Source organism: Photobacterium kishitanii (assembly GCF_003026355.1).
Lineage (GTDB): Bacteria > Pseudomonadota > Gammaproteobacteria > Enterobacterales > Vibrionaceae > Photobacterium > Photobacterium kishitanii.
Window position 1 is genome coordinate 1 of record NZ_PYON01000003.1, and the last position, 13,124, is coordinate 13,124.

Annotated in this window: 10 protein-coding genes; 5 read left to right on the forward strand and 5 right to left on the reverse strand. The window is 39.5% G+C overall.

Features of this window, described 5'->3' with window-relative positions; all coding sequences use genetic code 11:
• Positions 1-389: 389 nt before the first annotated feature.
• From ppx to C0W29_RS03940, 3 genes are all read right to left on the reverse strand, one after another.
• Entirely contained in the window at positions 390-1,913 is a 1,524-nt protein-coding gene (gene ppx / locus C0W29_RS03930; protein ID WP_107174079.1) for an exopolyphosphatase, read from the reverse strand.
• The gene (gene ppk1, locus C0W29_RS03935; protein ID WP_045045510.1) at positions 1,900-3,987 is read right to left on the reverse strand and encodes a polyphosphate kinase 1; all 2,088 of its coding nucleotides are present in this window, start codon (positions 3,985-3,987) and stop codon (positions 1,900-1,902) included. The genes ppx and ppk1 overlap by 14 nt, the downstream gene beginning before the upstream one ends.
• A gap of 115 nt (positions 3,988-4,102) precedes the next feature.
• Positions 4,103-4,609 (reverse strand): glycine cleavage system transcriptional repressor, encoded by a 507-nt coding sequence (locus C0W29_RS03940; RefSeq protein WP_045043395.1) that lies wholly within the window; start codon positions 4,607-4,609, stop codon positions 4,103-4,105.
• A gap of 175 nt (positions 4,610-4,784) precedes the next feature.
• On the opposite strand from C0W29_RS03940, the gene C0W29_RS03945 reads away from it, so the two are divergent.
• The 4 genes from C0W29_RS03945 to phoU all read left to right on the forward strand — a co-directional run bounded on the left by C0W29_RS03945 (position 4,785) and on the right by phoU (position 10,250).
• Entirely contained in the window at positions 4,785-7,013 is a 2,229-nt protein-coding gene (locus C0W29_RS03945; RefSeq protein ID WP_045045511.1) for an ABC transporter permease subunit, read from the forward strand.
• A gap of 14 nt (positions 7,014-7,027) precedes the next feature.
• Complete coding sequence (gene pstA / locus C0W29_RS03950; RefSeq protein ID WP_045045512.1) at positions 7,028-8,665, forward strand: phosphate ABC transporter permease PstA; 1,638 nt, start codon at positions 7,028-7,030, stop codon at positions 8,663-8,665.
• Positions 8,666-8,733: 68 nt separating this feature from the next.
• Positions 8,734-9,531 carry a phosphate ABC transporter ATP-binding protein PstB gene (gene pstB, locus C0W29_RS03955; RefSeq protein ID WP_173425437.1) on the forward strand — a complete coding sequence of 266 codons (798 nt, stop codon included), beginning with the start codon at positions 8,734-8,736 and terminating at the stop codon, positions 9,529-9,531.
• A gap of 11 nt (positions 9,532-9,542) precedes the next feature.
• Positions 9,543-10,250 carry a phosphate signaling complex protein PhoU gene (gene phoU / locus C0W29_RS03960; RefSeq protein WP_036795870.1) on the forward strand — a complete coding sequence of 236 codons (708 nt, stop codon included), beginning with the start codon at positions 9,543-9,545 and terminating at the stop codon, positions 10,248-10,250.
• A gap of 93 nt (positions 10,251-10,343) precedes the next feature.
• On the opposite strand, the gene C0W29_RS03965 is transcribed toward phoU, so the two are convergent.
• Both C0W29_RS03965 and C0W29_RS03970 read right to left on the reverse strand, forming a co-directional pair.
• A complete protein-coding gene (locus tag C0W29_RS03965) occupies positions 10,344-11,084 on the reverse strand; it encodes a copper homeostasis protein CutC (protein ID WP_045045513.1) in 741 nt (246 codons plus the stop codon).
• Positions 11,085-11,303: 219 nt separating this feature from the next.
• Positions 11,304-11,915, reverse strand: coding sequence for a peroxiredoxin C (locus C0W29_RS03970; RefSeq protein WP_036795868.1), 612 nt, complete (start codon positions 11,913-11,915; stop codon positions 11,304-11,306).
• 131 nt (positions 11,916-12,046) lie between these two features.
• Here C0W29_RS03970 and C0W29_RS03975 point away from each other — a divergent pair, with 131 nt between their 5' ends.
• The gene (locus tag C0W29_RS03975) at positions 12,047-12,949 is read left to right on the forward strand and encodes a hydrogen peroxide-inducible genes activator (RefSeq protein ID WP_036795867.1); all 903 of its coding nucleotides are present in this window, start codon (positions 12,047-12,049) and stop codon (positions 12,947-12,949) included.
• Positions 12,950-13,124: the final 175 nt, after the last annotated feature.

The following is a 13,124-nucleotide window of genomic DNA, read 5'->3' on the forward strand; positions in this document are numbered from 1 at the left end:
ATATAAGTATATGTTATGTTTATTATAAGCTCGATGAATTAATATAACTTGTGATAGATATAAAATCAATAAATATACAAGCTTATAAAATCTAGTAATTATATAAAATCATTGGTTGTAATAATAGTTATTGAGTGTAATTATTGTTTTTTTTAGTGTTTTTCGATATTAAATAAACGGTTTCTGATATGTGGATATATTTTATTTAAACTTTGTGGTTATTGTGATGTAGTAAAAAATATTTAAAGTTTTATTTTTTGCTATTTGAATTTTATTATTAAATTGTAAATAATAAATGTAATCAAAGAATATAACTTTTATATCCATTCTTATTAAAAAGAATTCAAAAGGTACATTTTTATATGGTGTCTAAGTGTTTTTATTGAATATTAGCTATCTAATTCTGCAATAGTTAATTGCCAGCCTGCTTTATGCCAGTATTGTTGCTCTGTTACTAGATCTGCTGCGAGTAGAGTATTGGTTGTTAGCCAATTTTTCGGCAAAGTTAATTGCCAGTGTTCGTTATTGACTGTGAGTATAATCTGCGGTAAAGGAATAATACTACGTTGACCGTTAAGAGTAACAGCAAGCCGTAATGCTCTTATTAATGGATATAACTGCTTACGTTTATAAATCGTCAGTGATGGAATTTCACCAAGTTTCAATCGCTTACGTTGGAAGCGAACTAATGTTGCGAGCAATGTTTGTTGATCGACGCTAAATCCCGGCATGATGCTATAGCGTAATAAATAGGCTGAATGGCGGTGAAACCCTGGATAACTAATACTTAAACCAACCTCATGCAATAATGATCCCCAAGCGAGTAAAGTGACTAATTCTGCGTGATTATCGGTAGGTGATGATTCAATTTGAGTATATAGCGCTATCGCGGTGCTCTTTACGCGTTGAGCTTGAGGCATATCAATATTATATTGCTGTGCTATTGCTGTAGCAGTACGGCTGCGAATATCGCAATGACGAAAACGTTGTTCCATTTCATACAATAATCCTTCACGCAGTGCTGCGTTTGAAAAATGCATTTCAGTAATATTCAATGCTGAAAATATGGCACTTATAATCGCGACCCCTGCAGCAAAAACAGGTTGTCGATCCTCACTTAACCCGACTAAGATTAATTTATGCTGATGTTTGCAAGCAATGATTGTGGTGATTAATTGCTGTAATCGAGGCTGAGTGAGTATTCCATCACGGTGCCCTTGGGCAATTAACACTGCTTGAATTGCTTTAATTGTACCGGATGCGCCTAATACTTTCTGCCAGCCAAGTTGTTTATATTGATTAACAATCGTTTCTAGCTTTTGATGTGTCGCTAATTGTGCCGCGGCGAAATTGGTTAGGTTGAGTTTACCATCGGCAAAAAATTTTTTAGTGTAACTCACACAGCCGATATGTTTGCTGCAAACCTTATCTGTTTCAAATCCTGAGCCAATCACTAATTCAGTGCTACCGCCACCAATATCAATTACCAGTCTTTTGCCTTGTTCGGGTTGAGTATGGGCGACACCTAAGTAAATTAATCGTGCTTCTTCTGTGCCAGCGATGATTTCAATGGGGTAAGGCATAATGGTTTCAGCACGACGAATAAAAATATCAGCATTACGTGCTTGCCGAAGGGTATAAGTTGCAGCGACACGTACATTTTCAGGTTCAAAACCTTGAAGCCTTTCAGCGAACATAGCTAAACATGCTAATCCGCGTTCAATGGCGTCCTGGCTAAGGTTATGTTGATTATCCAACCCTGATGCTAGATGTATACGTTGTTTATAACGGCTGATAATTTGCAGACGTTGGCCGATAACCCGCGCAATGACCAAATGAAAACTGTTAGAGCCAAGATCAAGTGCTGCAATTTGTCGTGGCTGAGGAGCGTGGTGTTGGTTATGATTTGGCATGATGTTTTTGCTCCTTACGTGCCAGACGACGTGATTGATCTTCACTACGTTTTAAATAATTATAAATAGCTGTTTGGGAACGTATTTTACGGCGTTTTCCACGTTTTATATAGTGGTTACTCATTGATTGTTCAACAATGCGCGCTTTTACAGTGTCGGCCAATTGGAGGTTAATAATGTCGATAATACGTTGTTTAAGTTGCGGTGATAGAATAGGACAGCCGACTTCAATTCGCCGATCTATATTACGATACATCCAATCAGCAGAAGAAATAAACACCTTTGGCCGGTCATTATTGGTAAAAATATACACCCGCGAATGTTCAAGAAAACGATCAACAATACTAATAATGGTAATGTTTTCACTGATGCCTTTTATATTGGCAATTAGACTGCACATGCCACGGATTATTAATTGGATCTTAACTCCATGTTGGCTTGCGCGATAAAGCTGATCAATTAAGCCTTTATCAATTAAATTATTCAGTTTGAGGGTGATACCAGCCGATCGGTTTTGTTGAGCATGGTAAATTTCATTCTCAATAAGTGCGTATAGACGAAGCCTCGCGTTGGTTGGCGATACAATTAAATAGTTGAAATTGACCTTAGTGGCGGGGTTAGCAATATAATCAAACAATTGCTGTACTTCATGAGTTATCTCTGCATGGGATGTAAATAGTGAAAAGTCAGTATAGCTTTTGGCGGTTTGCTCGTTAAAGTTACCTGTACCGATATGAGCGTAATGAACCAATTGGTGTTGTTCTTGACGGCTGACAAGGCATAGTTTTGAATGGATTTTTACTTCAGCAATACCAAATAATACCGTGATCCCGGCCGTGGTTAACTGTTGTGCCCAATCAATATTGGCTTGCTCATCGAATCGAGCTTGCAGTTCTACTACTACTGTTACCTGTTTGCCATTACGGACTGCGGTAATTAAGCTATCAATAATGAGTGACTGTTTAGCGACTCGATAAATATTAATCTTAATTTGGCGAACAGCGGGATCTAACGCTGCTTGATGTACAAAATCAAGCATATGTTGAAAGCTGTGATAAGGGTAATACAATAAAATATCTTGGGCTTTTATTGCGCTAAAAACTGTTTTAGCACCGCTGAAAGAGTAATTATCGATAGTTGGCAACGGAGCATGATTAAGGTATTTATTGCCGATAGTAGGAAAAGTGATTAAATCGTTACAGTGCTGATAACGCCCGCCTACAATAATTGTATCGAAACATGATAGCTTGAGTTGGTTAGATAACAACCGAAGCAATTTTGATGGCATGGTGTGTTGATACACTAACCTGATAGGCTTTGCCGTTAGACGTTGATTTAACTGTAGGGATAGTTGGTGCAATATATCATTGCTATCAGCCTCAAGCTTATAGTCAGCATTGCGGGTTATTTTAAGCGCATAAACGCTGAGCTGAGCGGTTGCGGTTAGATCATTAAAAATATCCCAGATACAGTGACGGATAATATTTTCAATAAAAATAAACTGATGCTGGTTGTTACTGCTAGGGAGTTGCACTAAGCGGGGTAATTTTTCAGTTAGAATTTCAATTAAAACATAATCAACCTTAGAACCTCGGTTGATCATTACCGCTAAGTACGCACAGTTATGCTGTAAACGTTGCACTAAATCAATACTGTTAGTCAGCGAAATCGTCGTAATATGGGGCAGAATATATTGACGAAAATAGGGTTTAAGCCATAGTTGCTGATGAGGGTGGAGTTGATGTTCATCTATCAGATAAATACCTTGTTGTGTCATTTCAATCAGTAGCGCATCATAAATGACATCAAAGGTTTGTTGTGCTTGTAAGCTTCGTTGTTGAATTTGATCTAATAATTGTTGTGCTTGATTATCTTGGCCGTGACTATGTAATAGTTGGCGCTTAACTTTGGCCACCCGCACTTTGTAAAACTCATCAATATTATTGGCATAGATACCAAGAAAACGTACTCGCTCAAGAAGCGGTACTGAGTTGTCTGCAGCCTCTTGTAATACCCGTTCATTAAATGATAGCCAGCTGAGCTCTTTTTCAAGATAACGATTATTGATGGTCATTCGGTGTCAATATCCTTGCTACTTTGCAGCCATCAATATGATATTTGATATAAAATGGCATGGTAAAGCATGATGATTCGCGTTACATTGCTTTAGTGTATGCCATCTGATTGATTTAGCTAAGCGTTTCAATATCTATAGTTAAATCATCTGCTAACTGCTCAAGTTGTTGCTGAATCATATCTGCGTTAATTTCTGGTGGTGTGTGTAATTGAAACTCAGCCTCAAAAATAGGGTAGCCCCAGTTAGGTGCGCTTTGAGTCGCGGTTTTTAATTTGGCAATATTAATTCCGAGCAAGGTTAAGTGACGAGTGACTTCTTTAACAATACCACGTCGATCATTGCCAGTAACTGTGAGCTGCTGGGCAACATAAGGTATAGCCGCTTGGGTGTGATCTTCGACGATGTGTATTTGTAGCGCTTCAATTTTCGTTAAAGCTTGGCGCAGTGATATAAAGTGTTCAGTTGCAACTTCTATTTGTATTATGCCTGCAAATTGACCGCCAAGCTGGCTGAGTGAACTCGTTACCCAATTAGCATGATTGAAGTAGACGGTGTCAGATAATTGCTCTACAAGCCCAGGTTTATCTTTACCAATTATGGTTACAATCAGTTGTTTCATCACGTCGGTCCCTTGTCGTTATAACATTATGGTGGCATTTTTTTGTGGTTGTTTTTTAAGCATGGCCGTAAAACGTGATTTAGCCAACTCAAATAATTCTCATGGTTATGGTTGTCATAAATCTGTCATAAAATAGCAATACACTTTTAAGCGTATAAATAGGTTAGAGGTCATAATGGCAAACGCCAGCACATTATTAAGGAAAGAGAACCGCTTTCGCCGTGGTAAAGATACATTAGCCCGGATTGGTGTTACTGCTGGCGGTATTTTTGTTTTGATCACTTTAATGCTGATTTTCTTTTATTTGTTGTATGTGATTGTACCTATTTTTTCGTCTGTTTCTGTTACTCCTAAACAGCACTTTTCATTACCTGTAGCCAGTAAAACTGCATTATTAGGGGTTGATGACAGTAATACGATTGCTTACCGTTTTAGTCGTGATGGTAAGGTTACTTTTGTAAAATTACCCTCACAGTCTCAATCAGCCGATGTGGTCAAACAGCAGGCAATTATTGCTAATCCAACCGCATATGGCGTTAGTTTGCCACGTGATGGCATGATCGCTTATGGCACTACGCAAGGTCAGGTGACGATAGTTAAACCCGAGTTTGCATTGACTTTTGCTGATGCACATAAGCAATTGCAACCCAGTATTGAATATCCTTTTGGTAAAACACCGTTAGCGCTCGCGCCAACAGGAGAAGCAATCACTCAGTTAGCTATTTCTGGTCGAGATGATCGCACCGTCGTGGTCGGTAAGACTGCGACTAACCACCTTTATGGCTTGAGTTTACTGCTACCTGAAAATGTCATACAACGCGCGCAAGGTTGGCAGCAGCAGCAGTTTGCAATTAATAATACCCCTGTGAAAATTGATGACTTTCAATTAACACCAGATGGTAAGACGCTGTATGTATTAAGTGGCTCAAATTTATATTTATATAAGTTAACCCCCAAAAGCGCTTTTCTGCGTAAAATTGAAAATGTTGCTACGGGTAGCAGTAAGCCTGTTTCCATTACCTTATTATCTGGCGCTAATTCATTATTAATAACTAACTCTAATAATACTATTTCGCAATGGTTTGAAGCAGTTAAAGAAGGGCAACGGCAATTAATTAAAGTGAGAACGTTTCAGTTCTCGGCTAGCCCCTTAGTGAAAATAGTACCAGAATATTACCGTAAGGGTTTTTTTGCGATTCAAAAAGATGGTACTACCTCGGCTTATTACACTGCCGAGCGCAAGGTAATATACAAAGAAAAAGTCTTTAGCAAAGTACCGACTGATATTGCCATTTCTCCTAAAGCTAATTTGTTAGTTACCTTTGATGATGGTCGTTGGCAGAGTTACCAAGTTAAAAATGCTCATCCTGATATTGGACTCTCATCACTATTACAGAAAGTGTGGTATGAAGGTTATGCTGAGCCTGATTATGTATGGCAATCAACCTCTGCTAGTGATGAATTTGAACCTAAATTAAGTCTAGTACCAATTGTATTTGGTACCCTTAAGGCTGCGATTTATTCGATGTTTTTTGCTATTCCATTAGCACTTGCTGGGGCTATTTACACTGCTTACTTTATGTCAAATAAAGTCAGAAAAGTTATTAAACCGACTGTAGAATTAATGGAAGCATTGCCGACGGTTATTTTGGGTTTTCTAGCCGGAGTATGGTTGGCACCGATTGTTGAGCAATATCTTGCAGGGATCGCACTTGGAATATTCTTTTTACCATTAAGTATTATTGTTGTTGGCTGGAGTTGGTCAATGCTACCGGGGCAATGGCGCTCACGTGTTCCTAATGGTTTCCATATCGCATTGTTAATTCCGGTAATTATAGCGGTGACCTATGGCTGTTTTGGTTTAAGTCCATGGATTGAAACGCAGTTTTTTAATGGTGATTTGCAAGGGTATTTAAACAACCATTTAGGTATTGGTTATGATCAACGTAATGCGTTAATTGTCGGTATAGCAATGGGATTTGCGGTTATTCCAACTATTTTTACCATTGCTGAAGATGCTATTTTCTCGGTACCAGCACATTTAACAAAAGGGTCATTAGCTTTAGGTGCAACCCAATGGCAGACCTTAACCAAGGTCGTATTGTTGACGGCAAGTCCTGGTATATTTTCGGCGATTATGATGGGTTTAGGGCGCGCGGTGGGGGAAACCATGATTGTGTTAATGGCAACGGGTAATACCCCTGTTATGGATTGGAATTTACTCCAAGGATTACGCACCTTAGCTGCAACTATTGCCATTGAGATGCCAGAATCAGAGGTGGGTAGTTCACATTATCGAGTGCTGTTCTTAGCGGCATTTGTATTGTTTGTGTTTACCTTTGTATTTAATACAATTGCTGAAGTCGTTCGACAACGATTACGCGAAAAATACAGTTCGTTATAATAAGTGATACAGCAATGATTAAATGGTTTAAATCTGGTTCACCATGGATTTGGTTAACAGCGGGTGCGGTCAGCTTAAGTTTGGTTGCTGTACTCGGTTTATTATTATTGATTGGTTATAAAGGCTTGAGTTATTTCTGGCCAGCACCTGTATATCAATTTGATGTTAACCTTAATGGTAAACAGCAAGTGGTGATTGGTGAACTTTATCAACGCACTATGGTTCCAGTAGATCAGCTTGCGGATGCTGGGGTTGATGTTAGTCAGTTTACCCAAGACAGTGTGCCGCGTTATTTAATTAAAACCGGTAATCGTGACCAGGGCGCATTAGATTTCTTAACGGTATTAAGTACCCAAATTATTCATCAACAAGTCGCTAATAATATTGCGGTGGTTGAGCGTGAAAGCAATGGTAAGTTTTATGGCTATCCAGTAAAGGTGATCGAAGCTGGTGAACCACAATCGCTATCACAATTACCAGCAGCATTAGCACAAGCCGATAAAGTACGTTCCGAATTACGCTCATTACAAGGCAACGAGATTGCAAATATTAATTGGCATTTAGAACGACTAAGAATTGAAAAACGGCGACTAGAATTAAGTGGTAAATTGACCGCAGATGATAGCTTACGTATTGAACGTGAGCAGGCAAATTACAATACGATTTATAAGAATATTGAAAATCGGTTATTTGCACTACAAGGGCAACTAGACCATGACGCGTTAGTATTACGCGATCAAAGTGGCAATAATGTAACAATTCCAATGATGCAAATTTTGGATATGTGGCGACCAAATAATTTGTCGTGGCTTGAAAAAGTGCAGCATTGGGGACGCCACGTATATAAATTTCTAGCTGAAGCGCCACGTGAAGCCAATACTGAAGGCGGTGTTTTTCCTGCCATTTTTGGTACGGTATTTATGGTGCTATTAATGAGCGTAATGGTGACACCATTGGGCGTGCTTGCTGCTGTCTATTTACATGAATATGCTAGTAATAATCGTTTTACAAAACTAATTCGGATTGCGGTGATTAATCTCGCGGGTGTACCATCGATTGTGTATGGTGTATTTGGGTTAGGCTTTTTTGTGTATATGGTTGGTGGCACTATTGATGATGTGTTCTTTTCAGCCCAATTACCAACCCCGACATTTGGTACTCCGGGTATTTTATGGTCCGCATTGACGTTAGCCATCATGACATTACCGGTTGTGATTGTGTCAACTGAAGAAGGTTTAGCGCGTATTCCGAGTTCAGTGCGTAATGGTTCATTAGCACTCGGGGCGACACAAGCCGAAACCTTATGGCGAATTGTATTGCCAATGGCGAGTCCTGCAATCATGACTGGACTTATTCTTGCCGTTGCACGAGCTGCGGGAGAAGTTGCACCATTAATGCTTGTTGGGGTGGTAAAAATGGCATCAACATTACCACTAGATATGCACTTCCCATATGTTCACTTAGATAGAAAATTCATGCACTTAGGTTTCCATGTGTATGATGTTGCTTTTCAGAGCCCTAATGTTGAAGCTGCGCGTCCATTAGTGTACGCCACCTCATTTTTATTGGTGACGGTTATTATCAGTTTGAACTTAACTGCAATTGCTATTCGTAACCACCTTCGGGAAAAATTCCGCGCTTTAGAGCAATAGCTGTGAGTATCAATAACACGAGATCAACTATGTATAACGATCGTTCTCTCTTCACCGACCACTCGCCAATGGGATTGTTTGAGCCGTTGGATTTATCGTTACTGCCTGACGATAAAACGGCATTATCAATCGAAGGCTTGAATCTCCATTACGGTCAAACTCAAGCATTGTTTGATATCAATATGCGGATTGCTAAAGGGCAAGTTACTGCGTTTATCGGTCCTTCTGGGTGTGGTAAATCAACCTTGCTAAGTTGCATAAATCGCATGAATGATCTTATTGATGGCTGTCATATTGACGGTAAAGTCATGCTTCATGGCCAGAATGTGTATGATAATAATGTCGATGTTGCCGCGCTACGACGTCGAGTCGGGATGGTGTTTCAACGACCAAATCCGTTCCCTAAGTCTATTTATGAAAATGTTGTTTATGGGTTGCGATTACAAGGGATCAGCGATCGACGAGTCCTTGACGATACCGTTGAAAACTCATTACGATCCGCAGCATTATGGGACGAAGTGAAAGGTCGTTTGCATGAAAATGCGTTTGGTTTGTCTGGCGGCCAGCAACAACGATTAGTGATTGCGCGTGCGATTGCGATTGAACCTGAAATTCTATTATTAGATGAACCGACATCTGCATTGGATCCGATCTCAACCTTGACCATTGAAGAGCTAATTAATGATCTCAAGGCTAAATATACCGTAATCATTGTTACTCATAATATGCAGCAAGCAGCGAGAGTGTCAGATCAAACTGCTTTTATGCATATGGGGGAACTAGTGGAATATACTAGTACCAATGATATATTTACCACTCCCAAAGAAAAACGTACTGAGGATTATATTACAGGGCGTTATGGTTAAGGATCGACAGAATGTTAAATACAATTAGCCTTGGCCGTCATATTTCTGGTCAGTTTAATCATGAATTAGAAAGTATTCGTACCCATGTATTAGCGATGGGGGGCTTGGTCGAGCAGCAATTAGCCGATAGTTTAAAAGCATTGCATAAGCAAAATGAAGAATTAGCTAAGCGAGTGATCAAAGATGATCACAAAGTAAACGCGATGGAAGTTGCGATTGATGAAGCCTGCACCCGTATTATCGCTAAGCGCCAGCCGACGGCGAGTGATTTACGGCTGGTGATTGCAATTATTAAAACCATTACCGATTTAGAGCGTATAGGTGATGTTGCGGAAAGTATTGCTAAAGTTGCTTCTGAGAATTTTACTAATAAGCAGTATAACTTATTAGTATCCCTTGAATCGTTAGGTCAGCATGCGGTGCGAATGTTACATGAGACTTTAGATGCGTTTGCACGAATGGATGTAAAAGCGGCGATCGAGGTTTATCAAGAAGATGACCGCATAGATCGTGAATATGAAGCTATTATACGTCAATTAATGACTTATATGATGGAAGATCCTAATTCGATACCTAATGTCATGAAGGTGATGTGGGCTGCGCGATCGATTGAACGGGTTGGTGATCGTTGCCAAAATATTTGCGAATATATTATCTATTTTGTGCAAGGCAAAGATATTCGCCATACTAATCCAGAAGATATTAAAAATATGTTATAGCTCGTTACGTTATTGCATCGCTAAAATAAACAGGGACGTGATAATCTATAGTGAGATAATACGTCCCGATTAAACGATAGCGTGGCGTTATTGTCACGCCTGAAGTTGAGTGACAACTGCAGCTATGTTTGCTTCACCTGTAATTGGGATCTCAAAATCATCAATATCAGCATTACCCATATGAGCTTGCTTAGCGACGGTGATCATGCCACTTGGGCGAGTGGTTTTGCCTGATAGATGGATCTCATTAATGCCTGTTTGAGTAATAATTTCTCGTACGTTTTGACTGTTAATGCCAGCACCCGCCATAATCTTTAACCGATTACCGCAGTATTGATGCATTTGCTTAATCATGCCAATACCGTCATAAGCGTTAGCGTGTAAACCGGATGTTAGAATTCGTTCACAACCAGCAGCCATAATCGCATCTAACGCTGCTATTGGCTCAACACACTGATCAATAGCACGATGAAAGGTGACCCCCATACCTTGAGCTTGTTTAACGAGGCGAGTAACAATATCGCTGTCTATTAATCCATGTGGCGTTAATACTCCAATTACAACACCTTGTAATTTTGCCTGCTTAGCTGCATAAATATCGGCTAGCATGATTTCGACATCCTCGCTGCTGAACAGAAAGTCACCTTGACGTGGGCGAATCATCGCATATACGGGAACGGTGGCATATTTAGCTGCGGCATGCATAAATCCCATACTGGGCGTCAATCCACCGAGAGCTAATGATGAACATAGTTCAATACGAGTTGCGCCACCTTGTGCGGCATAACGCAGTGATTCAAGATTATCGATACAAACTTCAAGTTGAATAGTCATTGATTATTAGCAGTCGTATAAAAAGAGGATGTTCAGTGTAGAAGATAATTGCAGAGGGAGCGAATAGTGGCGATTGATAATGTGCGGTGGGTAGAAAATGAAGTTAAAAAAAGGGCTCGGTATATTCCGAGCCTCATTGTATTTTTTATTTGAGCTGACTTTGGCTCTATGTAGCACTAATGCGATTTATAACACCGTGAGCATGGTGTTAACTGGTAATTACTTCTTACCTAGGTCTGCAGTGTGCTCAGATAGGTAGTCTGCTACACCTTTTGGTGATGCATCCATACCTGCTTTACCTTCTTCCCACTGTGCAGGACATACTTCGCCATGCTTCTGGTGGAAGTTCAATGCATCAACCATACGTAGCATTTCATCGATGTTACGACCTAATGGTAGATCGTTAACTACTTGGTGACGAACCATGCCGTCTTCATCGATAAGGAAAGAACCACGGAAAGCAACACCAGCTTCTGGATGCTCAACATCGTAAGCTTTACAGATTTCGTGCTTAATATCAGCAACTAATGGGTATTTAACTTGACCGATACCGCCATCTTCAACAGCAGTGTTACGCCATGCGTTGTGCGAGAACTGTGAATCAATTGAAACACCAATAATTTCTACGCCTTTCGCTTGGAAATCTTCAAAGCGTTTATCAAAAGCAATTAGCTCTGATGGGCATACGAAAGTAAAGTCTAGTGGGTAAAAGAAAACTACTGCTTTTTTACCTTTAGTAAATTCTGAAAAGTTGAATGTATCAACAATTTCGCCGTTACCTAGAACAGCTGCAGCAGTAAAATCTGGTGCCTGACGACCTACTAGTACCATTTTGGTGCTCCTTAAATATTGGGGTTTGCCAACCTTTTTAGGCGGGCTCCATACTTGGACAAGACAAACTATAGCTAAACTGTTAAATTGAAAAAAGCGGAATAAACAGATTGAAGTAATCGAAAAATACGATGAATAAATTTCCATCACTTAAACAGCTTCATTATTTAGTTACTCTATCGGAAACACATCATTTTGGCGAAGCCGCTAAACGATGTTTTGTGAGCCAGTCGACATTAAGTTCTGGTATTCAAAATCTTGAAGAGTTACTTGATTGTCACTTAGTTGAACGTGATACCAAGGCTAAAACGTTAGTCTTTACGTCTATGGGCGAACAAATAGTCAGTAGAGCACGAGAGTTATTAGCTTGTAGTCGTGATCTTGTTGAGCTTTCTCGTTGTTGTGGTGATGGTATGGAAGGACCATTGCGGGTTGGTTGTATTCCGACAATCGCGCCTTTTTTATTATGTGGTTTAGTCCAACAAGTTAATACGTTATATCCCAAGCTCAATTTGCTCTTGCGTGAAGATACCACCACTAATTTATTGGAGGCGCTTCAGCATGGTGAAATGGATGTATTAATTTTAGCATTGCCTGTCGATATTCATGGTATGTCGAGTCAGATTGTCGGTCGTGACGCATTTAAAATGGTGATCAGTAAAAATCAAGCAGCGTCGGTGACAATCCCGCTGCATTATGCTGATCTGCCTGATAAGTCAGTTTTCTTACTAGAGAAAGAGCATTGTTTGACTGAGCATGCGGTATCTGCTTGTAAATTGACGTCTAAAGAAAAAATCAATCCATTTACGGCAACTAGCTTACATACTTTAGTCCAAATGGTTGCTAATGGTTTAGGAACGACATTTATTCCACAGATGGCAATTAAACACGGTATTTTAGAAAATCAAAATCTAGTGGTTATTGAACCACCGGGTCAAGATGCTTATCGTGAAATTGGTTTGGTGTGGCGACCAACATCAAGCCGTACAGCTGCTTTTGAAAAGCTTGGAGAGATCGTTAAAAGTTTACTGTAAGTTCGTTTAATGGCTAATTATGGTATTAAAGCCTCAAGTAATGATAAAAATTATGCTGTGATTTTAGGGTAATTATTATGGTTACTTAGGCTTTTTTGTGAGTTCTATATTGACCGAGGTTATATTTAACAGTTTTTAGTTGAATATACTGCTTTTTTACTAATGATTAAAAGAT